This window comes from Pseudomonas sp. GW823-FHT04A03, from assembly GCF_058796615.1.
The window spans coordinates 164,489-185,485 of sequence record NZ_JBXAIV010000006.1 but is presented as its reverse complement, the minus strand read 5'-3'; the positions used below and the strand labels follow the sequence as shown (position 1 = coordinate 185,485).

At 60.2% G+C, this 20,997-nt stretch carries 21 protein-coding genes and 1 pseudogene; 10 read left to right on the top strand and 12 right to left on the bottom strand.

Translation table 11 applies throughout. From position 1 onward, the window contains the following. The first annotated feature begins 350 nt into the window (after positions 1-350). Positions 351-779 (top strand): nuclear transport factor 2 family protein, encoded by a 429-nt coding sequence (locus AC1Q9F_RS17430; RefSeq protein WP_492620453.1) that lies wholly within the window; start codon positions 351-353, stop codon positions 777-779. A 67-nt stretch (positions 780-846) separates the two neighbouring features. Here AC1Q9F_RS17430 and mqo read toward each other — a convergent pair whose 3' ends face one another. Continuing rightward, the gene (gene mqo / locus AC1Q9F_RS17425; protein WP_007957153.1) at positions 847-2,496 is read right to left on the bottom strand and encodes a malate dehydrogenase (quinone); all 1,650 of its coding nucleotides are present in this window, start codon (positions 2,494-2,496) and stop codon (positions 847-849) included. 434 nt (positions 2,497-2,930) lie between these two features. Here mqo and AC1Q9F_RS17420 point away from each other — a divergent pair, with 434 nt between their 5' ends. From AC1Q9F_RS17420 to AC1Q9F_RS17410, 3 genes are all read left to right on the top strand, one after another. Further along, positions 2,931-3,356, top strand: coding sequence for a nuclear transport factor 2 family protein (locus tag AC1Q9F_RS17420; protein WP_207985730.1), 426 nt, complete (start codon positions 2,931-2,933; stop codon positions 3,354-3,356). A 159-nt stretch (positions 3,357-3,515) separates the two neighbouring features. Further along, positions 3,516-4,754, top strand: coding sequence for an AAA family ATPase (locus AC1Q9F_RS17415; RefSeq protein ID WP_492620452.1), 1,239 nt, complete (start codon positions 3,516-3,518; stop codon positions 4,752-4,754). Next, a complete protein-coding gene (locus AC1Q9F_RS17410) occupies positions 4,751-5,257 on the top strand; it encodes a hypothetical protein (RefSeq protein ID WP_207985728.1) in 507 nt (168 codons plus the stop codon). The genes AC1Q9F_RS17415 and AC1Q9F_RS17410 overlap by 4 nt, the downstream gene beginning before the upstream one ends. A gap of 42 nt (positions 5,258-5,299) precedes the next feature. Here AC1Q9F_RS17410 and AC1Q9F_RS17405 read toward each other — a convergent pair whose 3' ends face one another. Beyond that, on the bottom strand, positions 5,300-6,025 hold the full coding sequence (locus AC1Q9F_RS17405) for a methyl-accepting chemotaxis protein (protein ID WP_371857362.1): 726 nt from the start codon (positions 6,023-6,025) through the stop codon (positions 5,300-5,302). A gap of 129 nt (positions 6,026-6,154) precedes the next feature. Further along, a pseudogene (locus AC1Q9F_RS17400) lies at positions 6,155-6,913 on the bottom strand (MCP four helix bundle domain-containing protein); the annotation flags it as partial. Between the two features lie 248 nt (positions 6,914-7,161). On the opposite strand from AC1Q9F_RS17400, the gene AC1Q9F_RS17395 reads away from it, so the two are divergent. Together AC1Q9F_RS17395 and AC1Q9F_RS17390 are read left to right on the top strand one after the other, a co-directional pair. Beyond that, complete coding sequence (locus tag AC1Q9F_RS17395; protein ID WP_085698689.1) at positions 7,162-7,476, top strand: DUF2388 domain-containing protein; 315 nt, start codon at positions 7,162-7,164, stop codon at positions 7,474-7,476. A 114-nt stretch (positions 7,477-7,590) separates the two neighbouring features. Continuing rightward, on the top strand, positions 7,591-7,995 hold the full coding sequence (locus AC1Q9F_RS17390) for a hypothetical protein (protein WP_492620451.1): 405 nt from the start codon (positions 7,591-7,593) through the stop codon (positions 7,993-7,995). On the opposite strand, the gene ligD is transcribed toward AC1Q9F_RS17390, so the two are convergent. The 4 genes from ligD to AC1Q9F_RS17370 all read right to left on the bottom strand — a co-directional run bounded on the left by ligD (position 7,996) and on the right by AC1Q9F_RS17370 (position 13,801). Next, positions 7,996-10,542, bottom strand: a complete 2,547-nt coding sequence (ligD, locus tag AC1Q9F_RS17385) for a DNA ligase D (RefSeq protein ID WP_492620450.1) — start codon at positions 10,540-10,542, stop codon at positions 7,996-7,998. It abuts the gene before it with no gap. Positions 10,543-10,559: 17 nt separating this feature from the next. Further along, the gene (locus tag AC1Q9F_RS17380) at positions 10,560-11,513 is read right to left on the bottom strand and encodes a methyltransferase (protein ID WP_207985724.1); all 954 of its coding nucleotides are present in this window, start codon (positions 11,511-11,513) and stop codon (positions 10,560-10,562) included. A gap of 11 nt (positions 11,514-11,524) precedes the next feature. Beyond that, a complete protein-coding gene (locus AC1Q9F_RS17375) occupies positions 11,525-12,901 on the bottom strand; it encodes an iron-containing redox enzyme family protein (RefSeq protein WP_492620449.1) in 1,377 nt (458 codons plus the stop codon). Between the two features lie 168 nt (positions 12,902-13,069). Continuing rightward, positions 13,070-13,801: a tellurite resistance TerB family protein gene (locus AC1Q9F_RS17370; protein ID WP_207985722.1), complete on the bottom strand. Its 732-nt coding sequence runs from the start codon at positions 13,799-13,801 to the stop codon at positions 13,070-13,072. Between the two features lie 260 nt (positions 13,802-14,061). Here AC1Q9F_RS17370 and pcsA point away from each other — a divergent pair, with 260 nt between their 5' ends. Next, on the top strand, positions 14,062-14,784 hold the full coding sequence (gene pcsA, locus AC1Q9F_RS17365; protein ID WP_115079921.1) for a phosphatidylcholine synthase: 723 nt from the start codon (positions 14,062-14,064) through the stop codon (positions 14,782-14,784). Positions 14,785-14,895: 111 nt separating this feature from the next. On the opposite strand, the gene AC1Q9F_RS17360 is transcribed toward pcsA, so the two are convergent. Then, the gene (locus tag AC1Q9F_RS17360) at positions 14,896-15,708 is read right to left on the bottom strand and encodes a class I SAM-dependent methyltransferase (RefSeq protein ID WP_492620448.1); all 813 of its coding nucleotides are present in this window, start codon (positions 15,706-15,708) and stop codon (positions 14,896-14,898) included. A gap of 25 nt (positions 15,709-15,733) precedes the next feature. Continuing rightward, on the bottom strand, positions 15,734-16,006 hold the full coding sequence (locus AC1Q9F_RS17355; RefSeq protein WP_262160149.1) for a DUF4242 domain-containing protein: 273 nt from the start codon (positions 16,004-16,006) through the stop codon (positions 15,734-15,736). 229 nt (positions 16,007-16,235) lie between these two features. Here AC1Q9F_RS17355 and AC1Q9F_RS17350 point away from each other — a divergent pair, with 229 nt between their 5' ends. Continuing rightward, positions 16,236-16,697, top strand: coding sequence for a GNAT family N-acetyltransferase (locus AC1Q9F_RS17350; RefSeq protein ID WP_492620447.1), 462 nt, complete (start codon positions 16,236-16,238; stop codon positions 16,695-16,697). Between the two features lie 18 nt (positions 16,698-16,715). On the opposite strand, the gene AC1Q9F_RS17345 is transcribed toward AC1Q9F_RS17350, so the two are convergent. From AC1Q9F_RS17345 to AC1Q9F_RS17335, 3 genes are all read right to left on the bottom strand, one after another. Further along, entirely contained in the window at positions 16,716-17,930 is a 1,215-nt protein-coding gene (locus AC1Q9F_RS17345; RefSeq protein ID WP_492620446.1) for a cytochrome c biogenesis protein DipZ, read from the bottom strand. Positions 17,931-18,007: 77 nt separating this feature from the next. Next, entirely contained in the window at positions 18,008-18,304 is a 297-nt protein-coding gene (locus AC1Q9F_RS17340) for a hypothetical protein (protein WP_492620445.1), read from the bottom strand. Positions 18,305-18,333: 29 nt separating this feature from the next. Then, complete coding sequence (locus AC1Q9F_RS17335) at positions 18,334-18,603, bottom strand: DUF2790 domain-containing protein (protein WP_007956290.1); 270 nt, start codon at positions 18,601-18,603, stop codon at positions 18,334-18,336. 306 nt (positions 18,604-18,909) lie between these two features. Here AC1Q9F_RS17335 and AC1Q9F_RS17330 point away from each other — a divergent pair, with 306 nt between their 5' ends. Both AC1Q9F_RS17330 and AC1Q9F_RS17325 read left to right on the top strand, forming a co-directional pair. Beyond that, positions 18,910-19,650, top strand: a complete 741-nt coding sequence (locus AC1Q9F_RS17330; RefSeq protein ID WP_007956289.1) for a response regulator — start codon at positions 18,910-18,912, stop codon at positions 19,648-19,650. Next, positions 19,647-20,954 (top strand): sensor histidine kinase, encoded by a 1,308-nt coding sequence (locus AC1Q9F_RS17325; RefSeq protein ID WP_492620444.1) that lies wholly within the window; start codon positions 19,647-19,649, stop codon positions 20,952-20,954. Before AC1Q9F_RS17330 ends, AC1Q9F_RS17325 begins: the two co-directional genes overlap by 4 nt. Positions 20,955-20,997 lie beyond the last annotated feature (43 nt).

Here is a 20,997-nt window from a genome sequence, read left to right as displayed (position 1 = left end):
TTGACCTCAGACCGGGGAAATCGTGGCAAGGACGCCAATCATGATGGTCAACACAAGAAAGCCGCCGAGGAAAATCGCCATCTTAGCCATGAAGGCCTCCTGAATACTGAATGTCCGGCGCACCGGGCGCTCCGGAATGAAGCGCGTCGCGTATGGCCGAACGGCAGGGGTATTTTGGGCCCGTGGCTGAGATGGTTACAGATGCAGATTCGACAGGAAAAAGCGGATCAGATGGATCGGGCTGGCGCATGTATCGATATTCAGATCGGTACAGATGGTTTCCATTGCGCCGCTTTGATCTAGAGTCATGGGCGCCGCGCAAAGAACAACAAAAATACAGGAGTGAAACCATGTCCGACCTGAACCTGAACCCCAACGCCGCCGAATCCCTGAACCGCTGGCACGAGATGATCCGCACCGGCAACCTCAAGGCCCTGCCCGAGCTGCTCGATTCCAAGGCGGTGTTCCGCTCGCCGATGGCCCACACGCCTTATCCAGGCGCACCGGTGGTCTCGATGATCCTCAACACCGTGTTCGAAGTGTTTGAAGACTTCAAATACCACCGTGAACTGGCGACGTCCGACGGTTTGAATGTGGTGCTGGAATTCAGCGCCAAAGTCGGAGCAAAGGAGCTCAAGGGCATCGACATGATCCGTTTCGATGAACAGGGCAAGATCGTCGAGTTCGAAGTGATGGTGCGGCCGTTGAGTGGCTTGCAGGCGTTGGGCGAGGAAATGGGACGGCGGCTGGGGGCTTATCTGGCTGCCGCAAAGGCCTGAAATCCGGACACAAAAAAGCCCACTGACCGTCACCGGTTCAGTGGGCTTTGTGTGTCAGACGTCTGGATTACAGAGCCATGTCACGTGCAGCGCTTTCTTTTGGAGCCGGGGCTTTTTCAGCCGAGGCGTCCGCCGCTGGAGCTGCAGCCTGGCCAATCACCGGAGGGGTTGGCAGTTGCAGGATCTTGGCGGTGTAAGCCCACTCTTCAGCCACTTTGGCTGGATCGTTGTTCAGCTGGGTGCCGTAGCTTGGAACGATCTGGTGCAGCTTGGCTTGCCACTCAGGGCTGGCGACTTTGTCTTTGAAGACTTTCTGCAGCACGCTCAGCATGATCGGTGCAGCGGTCGACGCGCCTGGGGATGCGCCCAGCAGACCGGCGATGGAGCCGTCCTTGGAAGCAACGATTTCGGTGCCCAGTTTCAGCACGCCGCCAGCGGCTTCATCACGCTTGATGATTTGCACGCGCTGGCCGGCTTGCCACAGGCGCCAGTCTTCGGCTTTGGCGTTCGGGAAGTATTCCTTCAGCGCGTTCAGACGATCTTCATCCGACAGCATCAGTTGACCGGCCAGGTACTCGACCAGCGGGTATTCCTTGATGCCGACCTTGGTCATAGGCCAGATGTTGTGGGTGGTGGTGCTGGTCAGCAGGTCCAGGTACGAACCTTCCTTCAGGAACTTGGTGCTGAAGGTTGCGAACGGGCCAAACAGGATGACGCGCTTGCCGTCCAGAACACGGGTGTCCAGGTGCGGAACGGACATCGGAGGCGCGCCAACCGAAGCTTTACCGTAGGCCTTGGCCAGGTGCTGTTCAGCGATGGCCGGGTTATCGGTCACCAGGAACGAGCCGCCTACCGGGAAGCCAGCGTATTCCTTGGCTTCTTCGATACCGGATTTCTGCAGCAGGTGCAGTGCACCGCCGCCGGCGCCGATGAACACGAACTTGGCGTCGGTTTCAGTCTTGGTGCCGTCTTTCAGGTTCTTGTAGCTGACGCGCCAGGTGCCATCGGCATTCTTGGTGATGTCCTGTACTTCGCTGGACAGCTTCATGCTGAAGTTAGGCTTGGTCTGCAGGTAACCGGCGAACTGGCGGGTGATTTCGCCGAAGTTCATGTCGGTACCCAGCGGGCTCCAGGTGGCCGCGATTTTCTGGTTCGGGTCACGCCCTTCCATCATCAGCGGAACCCACTTCTTGATCACAGCCGGGTCTTCGGAGTACTGCATGCCGGCGAACAGCGGGCTCGCTTGCAGGGCTTCGTAGCGCTTTTTCAGGAACTTGATGTTGTCATCGCCCCACACGAAGCTCATGTGCGGAGTGGTGTTGATGAACGAACGAGGGTCCTTCAGGACGCCTTGACGAACCTGCCAGGCCCAGAACTGACGGGAGACCTGGAACGCTTCGTTGATCTCGACCGCTTTCGGGATCGTGACGTTGCCCTTGTCGTCTTCCGGGGTGTAGTTCAGCTCGGCCAGGGCGGAGTGACCAGTACCGGCGTTGTTCCAGCCGTTGGAGCTTTCCAGGGCGACGCCGTCGAGGCGCTCGACCATTTCCATCGACCAGGTCGGTTCCAGCTCATTGATCCACACACCCAGGGTGGTGCTCATGATGCCGCCGCCGATCAGCAGGACGTCGACTTTCTTTGCTTCTTCGGCATTGGCGGAAGACATCCCCATCGCCAAAGCCAGCCCCAGCAAGGCTGTGTTCACTTTTTTAAACATCTGTTGCACCTATGATAAAACGCCTTCCGCCCGCCGCTGTTGTACGTATGAGGTTCCCTTTTTTCGCGACACTCAGGCCAGCGTCGCGGGTTCCGGCACACTTCAATTTTGACGGGTGGGCACACAAGGCCGACAGGCTGCGTCGACCTCAGTTATATGTCCCTTCTGAACTGACTTCTTATCATTATTGGCTTCAGCTACTTGAGCGACAGGGGTTCTGTCTGGCCCGCCGAAAAGCGCGCCAGACTGAATTAGGTCAAACCAAGTGGGGCGAAGAATATCACGTCATGGCAAACCCGCGCGTCTGTTCGCGACCGGATAGTTTTCAATAGGTTCCTCAGGCGCTTTCTAACGCCGACGCATTCCTGTTAAGTTGTACGACGACTGACAAATTATCCAGTCGTGCTCATTACCTACAACAACAAGGAATACCCATGAACAAAAACAGACTTCTACTCGGTCTCGTCTGCCTCTTCAGCGGCTACGTCGCCGCCGCCCCGGCGGAACAGGACGTCGCCCAGGCCGTCGATCACCTGACCCAGGCGATGCTGCACAAGGACGTCGCCGAACTGAACGCCCTGACCGCCGACAAACTCACCTACGGCCACTCCAGCGGCAAGATCCAGGACAAGAAAGCCTTCATTGCCGATATCGAAACCGGCAAGAGCGCGTTCAAGACCCTGGAGATGCAAAACCAGACAATCACCCTGTCCGGGGACACCGCCCTGGTACGCCACCACTTTTCGGGACAGGCCATCAAAGGCACCGAGGTCGTGCCGACTGAAATCGAGAACTTCCAGATCTGGCAGAAGCAGGCTGGCAAGTGGCTGCTGGTGGGGCGTCAGGCGTACAAGTTCTGATTAAAGTAGAAGGCTCTGGCGAGTACCTCGTCAGAGTTCTCTCTCTTGGTAAGCACCTTACCTACCTGTCCATTTCGCTCCAATTTGCTCCTCCCGTTTGTCCCCTGCCCTGATATGCTGCATCGCTAAACCGTACAAGCTCGTCCTATGGAGTGATCAATGACCCGACTACGCGTCAAGCATTTCGGCCCTATCCGCGATGGTGTGAAGAACAATGGCTGGATAGAGTTTAAACGCGTGACGGTTTTCGTGGGGAATCAGGGCTCCGGGAAGAGCACGCTGGCCAAGCTTTACTCGACATTCTCCTGGATAGAGAAGGCGTTGGTGCGGGGTGATTACGATAAGAAATGGTTTGAACGGAAGAACAAATTCATCAAGCCTTTTTTGACATATCACAGGCTAGAGCACTACATCTCCGATGATACAGAGATCGAATACGAGGGCGAGGCGTATTCGATTCTTTTCATGTGGGGACTGTTAAATATCACTGAATCAAAAGGTGGTAGCTACCATCTGCCTCAGATCATGTACGTGCCTGCCGAGCGCAACTTCATCTCCTATGTCAGACACCCTCGCGAGCTGAAACTGTCCTCGGATTCTCTCAAGGAATTCCTGACCGAATTCGATGCAGCCAAAGCCAATATGAAAGGCACTTTGCTGTTGCCTATCAATCAGGCCGAACTCGAATATGACAAGCTCAACGATATCCTCAATATTCGCGAGTCCGACTACAAACTCAGACTGGCAGACGCCTCCAGTGGCTTTCAGTCTGCCGTTCCATTGCATCTGGTGAGCCACTATCTGTCCAACGCGGTTCAAGAGCGAAGCGAAGAGCGACAAGAGACAATGAGCGCCGATGAGCTGGATCGCTTCAGAAAAGAGGTTAAAGAGATCTTTTCCATTGATTCGCTGACAGAAGAGCAAAGGCGCATTGCTCTCTCCACGCTGTCCTCCAGATTCAACAAATCAGCGTTTATCAATATCGTCGAAGAACCTGAGCAGAATCTTTATCCCCAGTCACAATGGAGCGTTTTGCAGAGTCTGCTGCAGTTCAATAATCAAGGTCAGGGCAACCGTCTGGTGCTGACAACTCACAGCCCATACGTAGTGAATTACCTGACCATCTCGGTACAGGGCAAGCACCTGCAAGACAGCATTATCCAGAAAAAGCGCGACAAGGAATTACTCCCTAAACTCGCCGCCGTTATTCCTTTGCATGCCTTGCTAGACGCCGAAGAGTTGGCGATATACCAAGCCGATGAAAGAACTGGATCGATCACGAAACTGCCAATGGTTGATGGCATTCCTTCCGATGACAATTTTCTGAACAGATCCTTGCAAGAAGGCAATGATCTATTTGATGCACTCCTCGATATCGAGGAGGAGCTGAAAGGGTGAATTTTCTTGATATCCGCTGCCAGACAGGCCCGTTTGCTGATGCCGAATTTGGACTACGCGACGATCAAGAGCGTCCTCTCGCTTATGTCGACTTAGACAACTCGAAAGAATGGGTAGCCACGGTATCGAACCCGCTCCAAAAACCGATTGTCTTTACCGCAATTGACAAATGCGTGATCAAAGACGGTGAGGAAAAAGGTCGGGATCGATGTGACTGCATGCTGAGGACTGATGACGCGCTGTACCTTGTTGAGTTGAAAGACCGAGATGGAGGTGGCTGGCAAGGGCAAGGGATCAAACAATTGGAGTCGACAATTCAATTTTTGATTGATGCACACGGCGAGCAATTCCTGGCTAATTACCACCCCAAAATCGCGTACGTCTGCAACAAAAAGTCACCCTTTGTTAAACCAGAACTCAATGCGAAGAATCGCTTCAAGAAATACAACTTCAGATTGAAGGTTGAGGCGACCATCAATGTACGGCGAAAAGCGGATCAGTGATCCGCTGGCTCATCCCACCTTGAGCGGATATCTACATTCCCCTCACAACCGAAACCGATCCACCGACTGCGCCAGCCGCCCCGCCAGACTCGATAGCTCGTCCGTGGTATTGGCCGTCTGACCGATCACCTTGCTGTTGCCTTCCGACATCCCCGCAATCATCTCCACCTGATGGGCAATTTCGTTGCTCGCCTGGCTCTGTTCGCCGATGGTGCGGGTGATGTCGTTGACCAGTTGCGTGGTGCTGAGGGTGGCGTCGAGGATTTCGCGGATGGCGCGTTCGACGTCGGCGGTGACCGCCATGCCCTTGTCGACCTGGGCCACACCCGCCTCCATGCTGCTGACGGCCTCGCGGGTGCTGTTCTGGATGCGCGCGACCATCGCGGCGATTTCCTGGGTCGAGGCGCTGGTGCGCGCCGCCAGACTGCGCACCTCATCGGCCACCACCGCAAAGCCCCTGCCCTGTTCGCCCGCCCGGGCTGCCTCGATGGCTGCGTTGAGCGCCAGCAGGTTGGTCTGGTCGGCGATGCTCTTGATCACCTGGATGATGTTGAAGATGCCTTCGGATTCCTGATCGAGGGTGCGGATCACCTGTGCCGATTGCTGGGCGGAACGGGCGATGTCGTCCATGTCGCTGACCACCTGATGGATCACCTGACCGCCATTTTTCGCCAGTGACTCGGCCTGGCTGGCCATGTTCAGCGCGCGTTCGGCGTGACGGGTGATTTCCTCGATGCTCGCGGTCATCTGGCTCGCGGCGGCCGCCATGGTCCCGGCGGCGGTGCTTTGCTGCTGACTGCTGTCGGCCACCTGATGGCAGCCGTGGCTCAGTTGTTCGCTCATGCCGCTGACGCCATGGGCGTTGCGTCGCACCACGTCGATCATGTCCCGCAGGTCGCGCTGCATGGTGGCCAACGTGCGGATCAGCGCACTGGCTTCGTCCTTGCCGGACGGTTCGGCGATCGGTTCGCTGAGGTTGCCGTGGGCGATGCTTTCGGCAATGCGACTGGCGGATTTCAGCGGCCCCATGATGCTCAGGATCACCCAGCGGCCCTGGGCCAACAGCAGCAACAGACTGGCGATCAGAACGATGCCGAGCGCCACATTGGCATTGTGGATCGCCGCTTCGGTGCCTTCGCTGGTCTGCCGGGTATTGGTTTCGATCAGCTCGCTGAGGGCGGCCATCCGTTCTTCGAGCTGGCTGAACGCGGTGCTGAAGTTTCCGAGATGCTGCTGGGCGCTGTCCGGGTTTTCCAGTGCAAGCCCGACGATCTGTTCGCCGGCGCTGATGTAAGTGTCGAGGCTGGGCTTGATCTGCTCCAGCGCGGACCTGATCGTCGGGTTCACCGGCAGCTTGAGGTTTTCACCCAGCACCTCGCGAAAATGCGCCGCATGCTCTTCAACCGAACTGCGCACCTCGTCCGCCGTGCTCGTGCTTTTGCCCAGCCCCACCAGCATTGCCGAATACACGTCGGCACGCAGGGCGTCGTGCATCATGTCGGCTTCCATGTGGTTGCGCAACGCGCTCATGCTGACCGCGTTGTCACCGACCGCCGAGGCCATCCGCTGATTGCCGACGTAACTGACCAGGCTCACGATCAGCGCCGTCAGCAGGCTGGTCGCAATCAGCAACACCAAACGCAGTTTGATCGACACCGTGATTTCCTCCCTGGTCGCGCCACACGGCGCCTTTCAACGCTTCAGTTAAGCCTATTTGGGTGAATCCGCCGCTTTAGAGCGTCGCAGGGTGTGTCGTTACATCCGGTAAAAATGAGGACTGTGCGGTGCTTCTCGTTCCATGCCTGCTACCGCCCGGCCCGGTGCATGGAACTCCCGCGCCGTCCGGCACCTCTCACATTATGTGGTACTTCCTTTTCGCTTTACGCTGCTGGAGGAACACCGTCATGCGCCGTTTATTACTCGTTTCGTCTCTCATGCTGTGCCTGCCGTTCGGCTCGGCCCTTGCCCGCGTGGACGCAGGGGATGTCGCCACTTCGGCGGGGGTTTCGGCCTCGCTGTACTCGACCTTCAAGGATCACAAAATGGTGATTCCGGCCCGTGACGACTTGTCCGCATTCGTCGCCAGCGGCGGAACGATCCGTGGCGTGTACCTCGAATCGGTGCTGCAACAGGTGCGCCAGGACAATCCCGGCCTGAACGCCAGCGATGAAGAGCTGGCCAATGCCATCCTGGTTCACTACGAAGGTCTGTCGCAGTAACCACGGCACGTTCGATGATGGTGGCTGACGGACTCGCCACCGTTGTGCCCTGCCGATGGACGGCTGGCGAACGACCATGGGCAAAACCGTCGAACGGCCTCTATGATGGAGGCCATGACGATTTCTGCCTCCCTTCGCTCCCCTTGCCCGCCGGGTCTTTGCATTTGCGGTCGTGATCCGCTGCTGGATACACCCGGCGCGGACGTGCGCATCCTGCTGCTGACCCGCGAGGAAGAGAAGCGTCTGCTTGAGCGGCTGGAAAACCTGAAAGACCTCGCCGACCTCGAGCGCCTGCAAGGCAAGATGTTCGATCAGCTAGGCATTCGCGTGCTGATCGCACCGAAGTTCGGTGAGGTACGGACCGTGCGCGGAGGCATCGAAATCGAGGTCCAGGAGCTGCCGGGACTTTGCCGCAAAACCCGCAAAACCATCCCGGCCGCCATCCGCCGTGGTCTGGAAAACAACCCACAAGTCGCCTTTGACCTGCTCAACGCCCACGACTTGCTGCGCGGCACCTGATCATTTCTTCATGCCCACCCGCTTGCGCATCTCGGCCGTGATGCTTTGCCGGGTTTTCTTCATGTCTGCCCAAGGCTCATCGCCCACCTCCGCCAGCCGTTCGTGAACGTTGCGCACGTTCCATTGATCGGCGCCTTTGATCTCACTGACTTCTTCCCGAAACAGCGGCACCGACACCGGTAACCCTTCGCGGGTACGCGCTGCGTAGGCACAAATGGTGGTGGCGCCCAGGCCGTTGCGCAGGTAATCGATGAAGATCCGCCCAACACGATTTTTCGGCCCGGACACCGCGGAAAAACGCTCCGGCAATAGCTTCGCCATGTGAGTGACGATGGCGTGGCTGAAATCCTTGACCTCGTCCCAGCCATGCTTGCGGGTCAGCGGCACCACCAGATGAATGCCCTTGCCGCCGCTGGTCTTGAGGAACGCCTTCAGACCCAGCTCATCGAGCACGGTCAGGGTCAGCGCCGTGGCTTCGACCATGCTTTTCCAGGGCAGCGCCGGATCCGGGTCGAGGTCGAGAACAAACCGATCGGGCTTGTCCAGATCTGTGGTCGTAGCGTTCCAGGTATGCAGTTCGACCGTGCTCATCTGCACCGCGCCAATCAAGGCTTCGGCGTTGTTGATCAGCATCACCGGCTGGCCGGTCAGGTCTTTGTCCAACGTGCGGATGCCGGGGATCGCCAGGTTCTCGGCGTTCTTCTGGAAGAACAGATCACCGGCGATACCGTCGGGCGCGCGCACCAGCGCCACCGGGCGATCCTTGAGTTGCGGCAGAATCCATTCGGCGACGCTGGCGTAATACTCGGCCAGCTGCATTTTGGTGGTGCCACTGCTGGCGTCGATCACCCGTTCGGGGTGAGTGATCCGCACCTTGCCGTCGGCGAGGCCGGATTGGGACGGCGCGGTAGATTGAGCCTTTGACGTCTTCATGGGTTTGGCGCGCTCCTCGGTGATGTCCTTGGCCGGTTTGTCCTCGCGCAGACCATGGAACACGGCGTGGCGCACCGAGCCGTCCTGGGTCATTTCGGCAAACGCCACTTCCGCCAGCAGACTCGGCTTGAGCCAATGCACACCCTTGGCCTCGAATCCTGTGGGCGGGTTGGCCACCGCAGATTTCTTCACCCGCAACGGTTTGAGTTGCGCGAGGATGCTCTTGAGGGTGGTTTCGTTGAACCCGGTGCCGACCTTGCCGGCGTACCGCAACTCGCCGCTGTCACGATCATGCAGGCCCAGCAACAGCGCGCCGAACGAACTGCGCGCGCCTTTCGGATCGGTGTAGCCGACGATCACGAATTCCTGGCGATGCTTGCACTTGAGCTTGATCCAGTCGCTGCTGCGGCGCGACACGTAAGGCGAGCCGAGGCGTTTACCGATCAGGCCTTCCATGCGCATCTGGCAGGCACTGTTGAGCAACGCCTGCGGGGTCTCGTCGAACGCTTCGGAGAAGCGCAGCAGCGGATCTTCATGGGCTTTCAGCACCGTGGCCAACGCCGCGCGGCGTTCCTGCACCGGCACTTCACGCAGATCGACACCGTTGAGATACGGCAGATCGAACAGGTAATAGAGGATGTTTTCGCTGCGGCCCGCATCGAACGCGTTTTGCAGGGCCTGAAAATCCGGCACGCCGTCCGCGTCGGCAACGACCATCTCACCGTCCAGCCACGCCGATTCCAGACCCAGCGCCGCCAGAGCTTTCGCCTGTTTCGGTAATTTGTGCGTCCAGTCATGGCCATTGCGGGTGAACAACTGCACCTCGTCTTGATCGATGCGCGCCATGATCCGATAGCCGTCGAACTTGATTTCGTATTGCCAATCCCCTTCCGGCGCACTCTCCACCAGGGTGGCCAGTTGCGGTTTGAGTTGCGCGGGAATCCTGGCCTTGTGCGCCCCGGCAAGTTTGCCCGAGGCCGGCTTGCGCGATACTTTCGGCGAGGCTTTCAGCGGCTTTACCTGCTTCGCACTGAGGCTGGGTTTGTCGACGATCGTGCGTTCACTGAGCACGCTGTCGGGCTCGGCGACCAGCACGTCGTAATCGCTTTGCGGGCGCGCGGCGCTGTCCTGATGCTTGATCAGAAACCACTGCTCTTTCTTGCCCGGCATGTGGGTGCGCACCAGATTCCACACCCCGGCGAGCTTCTCGCCTTGCAGTTCGAATTTGAGCTTGCCCTTGGCGTAGGCTTTTTCCGGGTCTTCCAGCGGAATCCACACGCCGCGATCCCAGACGATCACATCGCCGGCGCCGTAATGCCCTTCGGGAATGCTGCCCTCGAACGTCGCGTAGTCCAGCGGATGGTCTTCGACGTGCACCGCCAGCCGCTTGACCTTGGGATCCAGCGACGGCCCCTTGGGCACCGCCCAGCTCTTGAGCGCGCCGTCGAGTTCCAGGCGAAAGTCGTAATGCAGGTGCGAGGCATCGTGCTTTTGAATGCAGAATTGCAGGGCATGGTCGCCGGCGGACTTCTTGCCCCGACGGCGTTCAGCCGCCGGTTCAGAGGTCGCCGAAAAGTCGCGCATCCGGTTGTAGTCGTCGAGATTCCTGCTCATCCTGCACCTGCCTTGTGTCAGCCTGTTCGAGTCACAGTCAGTGCGACCACGGCAATCCGGTCGACGCGCTGATAGCCTGGATTGAGCAACTCTTCACCAAACACATCGGGATCGAGTTCGCGGTAGGTCCAGCCGAAGCGTTTTTCATCCAGCCGTGGCAATACGGTATCGAGGAAGGGATCGCGGCCATCGACCATCGCCACACCGGTGTACAGCAGCAACGAGCCGCCGGGGGTCAGGCGATTGAGCGCCTGTTCGACGATCCGCAGCGACAGACCCGCCCCCAGCGTCCCGCCACCGTGGCGGTAAGCTCGCCCCGCCGGATCGGCCATGTAGGGCGGGTTGGCGACAATCAGGTCGAACTCGCCGTCGACGCCTTGCAACACATCACTGGCACTCACTTCGACATTGGCTACTTCGGCCAACGCCGCGTTGATCGTGGTCAGGCGCAACGCAGCCGGGTTGATATCCACCGCCAGCACCTGCGCTTCTCGCCGGGCACGGCCAATCAGGATCGCGCCCACTCCGGCGCCACAACCGATGTCCACCGCCCGATGGATGGGCGCAAAGTTCTGCTGCAAATGGCTGTGGATCAGTTGAGCAAAGCGATAGGTGTCCGGGCCGAAGAACACCGAGTCGGCTGCATCGGTGGGAAACCCGGAATGCACAAACAACAGGTCATCCAGGCTCGACCAGCGCACCCGACTCTTCAAGCGCCCATCGAACTCATCGATCACCTGGGCTTCCTGCAATTGCCGTTGTTCATCGGCAGACAGCAGGCCCGATTCGAACGGGCGCGACCATCCGAACACATCCCGCAGGCAATCGGCGGCCTGCCCTTCGTCGCGCTGGTTGACCCGTTGATGGGTCAGCGGCGTCGGGGTGATGAAACGATAGCCGTCGGCCTGCAAGCGCCGCCCCAGTTGCAGCAGCACGAGATCGTTGGCGGACAGTTGTTCTTCCTGATTCATGGATGACTTCCTTAACGCAGGCCGGATTTGAGTTGGATGAATTGGCGAGTGGCGAGCAGCCCGGCCGGATGTGCATGGCGTGACGGTGCGAGCCAGGGGATCAACGTTGCGATTTGGGTGTGAGCGTCCTGCCCTTGCAGTGCCGTATTCAGGCGCTGCACATCGGGGTCCTGTTCGGGCACCTCGATCGGCGCAGGGACTGAGGGGCGGCGGCGGAACGCGACGGATTTGTCTGCAGAGATCCAGTTACCGGCAATCCAGTCGTGAACCAGTTGTTTTTCATAGGCGCTGAACACGCCGAACATCGCCGCACCATCGCCATCGATCAATTGCCAAAAGCGGCTGCCCTGAGGGTCTTCGTTGCGCTTGATCCAGCCCTTGTCTTGCAAGGCTTGCAGGAACCCGGGCAACTGCTGCGGATCGGCCAGCCATTGATTGACGGTTTTGCCTTCGAAGCGGCAATAGTCGGAGTGCATGTGCTGAGCGAACGGACACTTGCGTTCTAGCATCGCCAACAATTCGCGCTCCAGATCGAACCCCTCGATGATTGCGCGGCTGCCCTGCCCCAGGTCATTGAGCCGATAACCCAGCGATACCCGGCGCAGGAAATCACTGCGATCAGCCTCAAGAGGCAGCAGATCAAGAACGGCCTGAACGGCTTTTTGCGCATGACCGGTACTGGCGTTATCGATGGTCACGTGAAGGGTGAAATAGTAAGGATCAATCCCCAGTTCACTGAGTTCGTAACTGCTGATCAACAGGTGCAACGGCAGTTGCTCGTAGCCAAGGTTGTAACCGATCACCTCCGGCAAAAAATCCATGCCGCCGGCACCGAGGGCCAATTGCAGCGCGCCTTGCAGGTAGCGCTCGTCGGGCAGCGGGCTGGCGGGCTCCAGACCGTTTTCGGCGAGCAGTTGCCGGTAGATCACCACGTGATTCTGCGCCGGATTGCCCTCGCCCAGTTCTTCCAGATAGGTGCTGATCAGACTGCTGAATCGCGGATCGCGCCATTGGGCCAGCAAGCCGTAAAGCCAGGCGCCGTCGACCAGTTTGGTGGGCGCCACCGCTTGCAGGAAATACAGCGCATGAGCCTTGCAACTGAAAAACAGCCGCGCTCCTCCAGCCTTGCGTTGTTGCAGGTAGTCGGCATATTGCCGGGCGACATCGGCACAGTGCTGTGCCACCCAGGCGTGCCAGAGCGCTGGATCTGACGGCAGCTCTTCCTTCAATTGCGCGGCGTGCTGGAGATGGTGTTGCAGAAAGGCGCGCGCCAGCGGCTGTGGGTGTTCGTCGGACAGAAGTGCTTCATGGATGCGCCGCAACTCTCCCAGTGAATCGAGCGGTTGCGATTGGGCAGGTGCACCTTGCAGGCGTGTCAGGACAGTCATGGCAATGTTCTCGGTCGATTGGCAGGACGCTCAGTCACTCGCCTCTAATGCAGCAGAGAGGCGGCGCCTGCCGAAAATTCAATCGACGTTAAATTTGCCCGGACGGACGGAGCCTTCGGCACGCCACTGGCTTGAACAGAAGCGCTCGAAGGCTGCGGGGTTTTGCGGTCAGGCCGTGCCTTTGGCCTGCTGATCCAGGTGGACCTGCAACGCGGGGTCGATCTGCAACGCCGCCGCCAGTTCATCCAGATAATTGCGCTCGGCGTCCTGCTGATCGTCCACCAGCATCACGCTGGCCAGGTACATTTCGGCGGCCATGGCCGGATCGTTCTGCGCCGCCTGGGCGACTTCGGTGGGATCCAGCGCTTTGGCGACTTCGTCGTCGAGCCATTGCTGCAGGTTGGGGTCATCGGTGTGCTTGCCGATTTCACTGCTGATGAGATGTTTTTCCGAGTCGTCGATCCGACCGTCAGCCTTGGCCGCCGCGATCAACGCACGCAGGACGGCGTGGCTGTGTTCTTCGACTTGCGGGCCGGACAGCAGATCCGCGGTTTGCGGGGTTTGCTGCGGCGCAGCAGAAGCCTGACTGCGTTGCCAGGCCTGATACGCCTGGAACGCCATCATGCCCAGCGAGGCCAGTGCTGCGTAATTGGTCCCGCCGGAACGACTCTGCGTCCCGCCGCCCAGTGCCCCGCCACCGCCGAGCAATCCGCCGAGCAACCCGCCCAGGCCACCCAGCCCTCCGGCAGGAGAACCGCCGCCGCTGGTGCCGCCACCGCCCAGCAGACCGCCGAGCAATCCACCCAGCCCGCCCAGTCCACCGCCGGCCGAAGCGCCACCTTGTTGTCCCGCCGAGGCCTGGCCTCGCAGCAGTTGTTCGAGCAGATCGCTGGTGTTCATGACGTCGTCCTCAGGCAAAGGGGTATGACTGCGTCAGGCAACGATAGTCCTCTTGATGCGATGTGCCAGCACCGTTGGGCTGACGTGGCCATGGGCGAGTGATTCTCCAGAGAAATTTTTTCGCGGCCAGCTAATCTTCATGAATGGGTGAACCTTGACCCGGCCCGACCGGTCGATAGCTGCAACCCCGACCCGGTTAGTCGCCGCCCTTGCTGCCCAAGGGTTTACGCGGCTTGCTGCACTTTCTGGAGAACGCCTTCGTGATATCGACCGTCCACATCGCCAGGCTCAAGGCCTGGGGCGCCCATGGTTTCACCGCGACCGGCGTGGTCACCGCTTTTCTGGCCACCCTTGCCCTGCTGGAAAACCAGCCGACCCATTGCCTGATGTGGCTGGGCGTGGCGCTGATCGTCGACGGCCTCGACGGGGCGCTGGCGCGCAAGGTCAACGTGCAGTCGGTGCTGCCGAGTTTCGACGGATCGATCCTCGATCTGGTGATCGATTACCTGACCTACGTGTTCATCCCGGCGCTGTTCATCTATCGCTACATTCCCCTGCCCGACTACACCCTGCTGCTGACCGTGTCGCTGATTCTGGTGTCGTCGCTGTTCTGCTTCTGCAACGTCAACATGAAGAGCAAGGACAACTACTTCGTCGGCTTTCCCGCTGCGTGGAACGTGGTTGCGTTGTGTCTTTACATCATCGATCCGGGGCCGTGGATCACCTTCCTGACGGTGATTGGCCTGGCGCTGTTGACCGTGACCCGAATGAAGTTTTTGCACCCGTTCCGGGTACGCCGTTTCATGCCGATCAACATTGCGGTGACGGCGATCTGGCTGCTGTGCAGTCTGTCGCTGGTGCTGAACCACCCGGTGATCAACCCGCTGGTGATGGGCCTGTGGCTGCTGGCGTCGGCGTACTTCCTCGGCATCTGCATCTGGCGCACGGCGTTGGAGTGGTTTGACAGTGCGCATCTGAAATAGAAGCCCGTCAGGGTCCCTGTGGGAGCGAGCTTGCTCGCGAATGCGGCGTGTCAGCCAACAGAGATGTTGAATGTCAGTCTGCATTCGCGAGCAAGCTCGCTCCCACAATGGCTAGCGCTTAGTAATCACCACCTCCAGATACTCACTCGGCAGCACCATCGATTCCGCCCCCGCCCGATTCAGCCCGTCGATCAGTTGCGTCAGATCCCCTTCCAGCGCCTGCACGCTCTCCGGCGGCAACGCTGCGAACGCCTTGTGCACCGGGCCGTACCAGTGGCGAAACACATCAATGAAGTGCGCCGCCGAGCGATAGCGAAAGTTGAAGTGGCGGCGAGTCACCTGCACCTGGAACTGGCGATCGTCGAAGTGCGAATGCAGCCAGGCTTCCGCGCCCCAGTTCGAGGGCGGTTGCGCACCGGGTGGCGGCGGCAGATGCCGGCCGAGGGTCTTGAACATCTGGCCGACGAAGCCTTCCGGCGTCCAGTTGGCCAGGCCGATCCGTCCGCCACGGCGACAGACCCGCGCCAGCTCCTTGGCCGCCTTGGCCTGATCCGGGGCGAACATCACGCCGAAGGTCGACAGCACTGCGTCGAAACTGGAATCGGCAAACGGCAGCGCTTCGGCATCGGCAACCTGAAAAGTCACGTCCAGATGCTCGGCGCGCGCCCGGTCCTGGCCGCGTTCCAGCAACGCCGCGACATAGTCGGTGGACGTCACCAGACAACCACGACGTGCCGCCGCCAGCGTGGCATTGCCATTGCCGGCCGCAACGTCCAGCACTTCTTCATCGCAGCGCAGGTCGCAGGACTCGGCGAGGGTTTCGCCGACGATCTGCAAGGTGGTGCCGATCACGGCGTAGTCGCCACTGGCCCAGGCGACTTTCTGGCGTTCCTTCAGGGCAGTGAGATCAATAGGGGTACTCATGAATGGGGGCTCCGCGGCAGAGGGGTCAATCGGCGGTGGTCGGGTCGATGATGCTCGTCACCCGGGACACGCTGTTGGCCGGAAATCCCCCACGCTTGGCGTGTTCGCGCACCAGCTCTTCGCTGGGTGCGATGTACACGCAATAGATCTTGTCGGCAGTCACATAACTCTGCAGCCACTGCACCTCTGGCCCGAGTTCACGCAGTACGTTGCAGGACGTTTGCGATACGGCCTTGAGTTCTTGCTCCGATAGCTTTCCGGCTCCTGGAATCTCGCGTTCAATCACGAACTTCGGCATGGCAACCTCGCTTTCTTTTTATGGGTGTCAGAGCCGTTGGCGGCTCTGCTCGCCCACTATCGCGCGGGCGCTGTGCGGCGTCCCTGCCAATCGTCCGGAGAGCCCTTAAAACCGGGCGCTGCCCGATGAATGGCGGGATTTTGTAAAGGCCCCGAAACACTGTCGGGGGTTGCCAACGCGCCGGCTGATCGGCTCTCATGCAGGCCCTCCCCCGGAACGGAATTCGATCATGTCCTTGCGCTTCGAATGGCTCGCCGATCACATGCAGCACAGCGACACTTACGCGGCATGGATCCACCGCCAGTTTCACTACGAATATGCCGAGCAGCCCCTGGCCGAATGGCAGCGCGAATTTGCCGAGGGGCAGACCAATGGTGACTGGCGTTGCCTGATTGCGCTGGACGGGGATCGGCTGCTGGGCGGTGCGGCACTGGCCCGGGCGGACCTTGCCCTTCGACCGGATCTGGGGCCGTGGCTGGCCTGTGTGCTGGTCAGCCCTGAATCACGCGGCCAGGGTCTGGCAGAAAGGCTGATCGAGGGAATTGCCGAAGAAGCGAAACACTGGGGCCTGCCGCGTTTCTACCTGCACACACAAAGCAAACAGGGCTATTACGCCAAACGCGGCTGGACGGTGCTGGAGCGTTTTCACGCCTGGGGCAACGAACAATGGCTCATGGTGCGCGACCTGTGAGCCATTGAGTTTTGCGGTTTACGCAGCCGGCGCCTTGGCCTCTTTGAGCAGTTGCTGAATCATCTGCTCCTGCGCCTGGTAACTGCCTTCGCCAAAGTGGGTATAACGCACTTGCCCCTTGGCGTCGACCAGGTAGTGCGCCGGCCAGTACTGGTTATCGAAGTTGCGCCAGATCGCGTAGTTGTTGTCGATAGCCACCGGATAGGTGATGCCGAGCTTCTTCACCTGATCCTTGACGTTGTCGATGATCCGCTCGTAGCCGTATTCCGGGGTGTGCACGCCGATCACCACCAGACCGTCCTTGCCGTACTTCTTCTCCCACTCCTTCACGTACGGCAGGGTGTGCTGGCAGTTGATGCAGTCGTAGGTCCAGAAGTCCACCAGCACCACTTTGCCGCGCAGGGATTCAGTGCTCAGTTCCGGCGAGTTCAGCCACTGCACCGCGCCGGACAGCGACGGCATCGCGCCTTTGCCGGCCTCATCTTCGGTCGAGTCTGCACGGACTTTGCTGACGAAGTAGTCCACCACCTTCGGCACGTTTTCCAGCACGCTTTTCTCGACCGACGCCACGCCTTGGGACGAAGTGTTGGCCAGCAGCAGATTATCGGCACCGGTGGCGATCACCGCCGCCGTCGCCAGCACCGCGACGCCCGCACCGCGACGGAACCAGCCGGTGAACGGAATCGACGGTTTCAGCCGATTGACCAGCCCGCGGCCGGCGAAGATCAGCGTCCCCAGCGACAGCGCACTGCCCGCGCCGTAGGCCAGCAGCAACAGGCTGGTCTGGGCATTGGCGCCTTGCAGCATGGCACCGGTGAGGATCACGCCGAGGATCGGCCCGGCACACGGCGCCCACAACAGACCGGTGGCGACACCGATCATGATCGACGCCATGGGGCCGGCCTTTTTCCGGCTGTCCGGGTCGAGGCGATTGCCCAGCAGCACGAAGGGCCGGGCCAGCCAGTCACCGATGCGCGCGGAAATCAGCGACAGCGCAAACAGCACCATCACCGCCAGCGCAATGTGGCGACCGGTGTTGCTGGCCTGGATCACCCACTCGCTGCTGACCACCGCCAGACTGGAGATCAGGGCAAAGGTCAGGGCCATGCCGCCGAGGGTCAGCAGGATCGAAGAACGGGTACGGTCGGCTCCGGCGAACAAAAACGGCACCACCGGCAGGATGCAGGGACTGAGGACAGTCAACAGACCGCCCAGGAAAGCGATGAGAAACATGAGGTTCACCTTTTGAATGAGGGATGGTCTGTTGAGTGGTTCAGGGGCCGCTCGTTACGGGCAGCCCCCTTCAATCCTCAAGCCGTCTGGTTGTCCAGCCATTGGCTTTGCGGCGTACGGCTGGCACCGTTTTCAGCCACCATCTGGCCTTGCGGCGTATGGCTGGAACCGTCGGCGGCGACCATCTGCCCCTGCGGTGTGCGGCTGGCACCGTCGGCGGCGATCAGGCCGTCGCTGCCCGGCTTGGCCACCGGGGCCAGTTGGAAGCAGGTGCTGCTGCCACAGCTGTTCTGTTCAACGGCAGCGTTGGCGTGGGCCGCGACGCCGGCGAGGGAGAAGACAACAGCGGTCAGATAGCGCGATACGTTGTTCATGGCGATGTTCCTTTTATAGAGGTGGGTAATCAGTTGTCTTCGTTGCAGCCGTCGGCGAATTTGCGGTAGTCGAGCACCTGGGTCTTGCCGGCCGAGTCGAGGTAGGTCAGGCGGGCGTCGACGATGCCGCAGGTCATCGAGTTGTCCTGTTTCAGCGACACCACTTTCTGAATGTCCAGGTGGCTGCCGTAGGAGTAGGTTTGCGGGGTGACATCGGCTTCGGCGCGGGCCGACAGGGTGCAGATGTTCAAAGCGGCAAACAGGCAGGCGGCAGCGATCGATTTGGTCTTGGTGTTCATGGCGTTTTCCTCGGGGCTTCAATGGTTGAATCGTTGAGTGGGCCGAGGCGTTCTGTGTGTGCCTCGATGGAGCTCATTTAAAGCTCGCGAGGTATCGCGCATGTGTCGGCAAATGCCGTGTATAAATCGCTACGTATCCGCGCGCGCCCGGGATACACAGCGATACAAAACCCTGTAAAAATCCGCTTTTTGCGTCGGCGTGTATCCGTCACAGCGCTGGATACACTGCAATACAAAGGCAGGCAGGCGGCCTCGCGCAGGCTCGATAGACTGCCCGGCAATCCCCTTTGATTGAGGTTTGGCCCCATGGAACATGTCGATCACATCCTGATCGTCGACGACGACCGCGAGATTCGCGAACTGGTCGGCAATTACCTGAAGAAGAACGGCCTGCGCACCACAGTGGTTGCCGATGGCCGGCAGATGCGCAGTTTTCTGGAAGCCAACACCGTCGACCTGATCGTGCTCGACATCATGATGCCCGGCGACGATGGCCTGCTGCTGTGCCGCGAATTGCGCTCCGGCAAACACAGGGCTACGCCGATCCTGATGCTCACCGCGCGCAACGATGAAACCGACCGCATCCTCGGCCTGGAAATGGGCGCCGACGATTACCTGACCAAACCGTTCGCCGCCCGCGAGCTGTTGGCGCGGATCAACGCCGTGCTGCGCCGCACACGGATGCTGCCGCCGAATCTGGTGGTGACCGAAAGCGGCCGGCTGCTGGCGTTCGGTCGCTGGCAGCTCGACACATCGGCCCGGCATCTGCTGGACAAGGACGGCACCATGGTCGCGCTCAGTGGCGCGGAATACCGTTTGTTGCGAGTGTTCCTCGACCATCCGCAACGGGTGCTGAGCCGCGATCAATTGCTCAACCTGACCCAGGGCCGCGATGCCGATCTGTTCGACCGTTCCATCGATTTGCTGGTCAGCCGTCTGCGCCAGCGCCTGCTGGATGACGCCCGCGAACCGGCCTACATCAAGACCGTGCGCAGCGAAGGCTATGTGTTTTCGCTGCCGGTCGAAGTCCTCGGAGCCCCCGCATGAATGTCGCCCTGCGCTGGCCGCGCACCCTCGCCTCCCGGTTGTCGCTGATTTTCCTGATCGGCCTGATCCTCGCTCAGGCGCTGTCGTTCGGCGCGCAATATTACGAGCGCTACGAAAGCGCGAAGAACACCATGCTCGGCAACCTCGAAACCGACGTATCGACCTCGATTGCCATCCTCGACCGCCTGCCCGCCGAAGAGCGCCCGATGTGGCTCAAGCGCCTGGCGCGCAACAATTACGGTTACCTGTTGAGCGAAGGCGAACCGGGCACGCCGATCGGTCCGGGTGAAGTGCCGATTGCGGTGACCTCGATCACCGATGCGATCGGCGAAGCGTACCCGCTGACCTTCACCGACATTCCCGGCCCGAAAAAACACTTTCAGGGCCACCTGCGCCTGAGCGACGGCAGCCCGGTGACCATCGATGTGCGTCCGTCGATGGTGCCGCTGTCGCCATGGCTGCCGGTGGTATTGCTCGGGCAACTGGCGCTGATGCTCGCCTGCACCTGGCTGGCGGTGCGCATCGCCATCCGTCCCCTCACCCGCCTGGCCAACGCGGTGGAAACCCTCGACCCCAACGCCCACCCGATCAACCTCGACGAAAAAGGCCCGAACGAAGTGGCCTACGCCGCCCGCGCCTTCAACTCGATGCAGGCGCGCATCGCCGCGTACCTCAAGGAACGCATGCAACTGCTGGCGGCGATCTCCCACGATCTGCAAACCCCGATCACCCGCATGAAACTGCGGGCGGAGTTCATGGACGATTCGGCCGAAAAAGACAAACTGTGGAACGACCTCGGCGAGATGGAACATCTGGTGCGCGAGGGCGTGGCCTACGCCCGCAGCATCCACGGCTCGACCGAAGAAAGCCGCCGCACCAATCTGGATTCGTTCCTCGACAGCCTGGTGTTCGACTATCAGGACATGGGCAAAGAGGTGCAGTTGAGCGGCAAAAGTGATGCGGTCATCGACACCCGCCCCCACGCGTTGCGCCGGGTGCTGGTCAACCTGACCGACAACGCGCTGAAATTCGCGGGGGCTGCCGAGCTGTTGATTCAACGGGACAAAAGCGGCCTCTCGATCAAGGTCATGGATCGCGGCCCGGGCATCGCCGAAGAAGAACTGGCCCAGGTGATGGAGCCGTTCTATCGCGTGGAAAACTCGCGCAACCGCAGCACCGGCGGCACCGGGCTGGGGCTGGCGATTGCCCAGCAACTGGCGATGGCGCTGGGTGGCTCGCTGACCCTGAGCAATCGAGACGGTGGCGGGTTGTGTGCGGAGCTGAAACTGCCGCTACAGGCCTGATCCAACAAAAAGCCCTGTGGGAGCCAATGCTCTCACAGGGCTT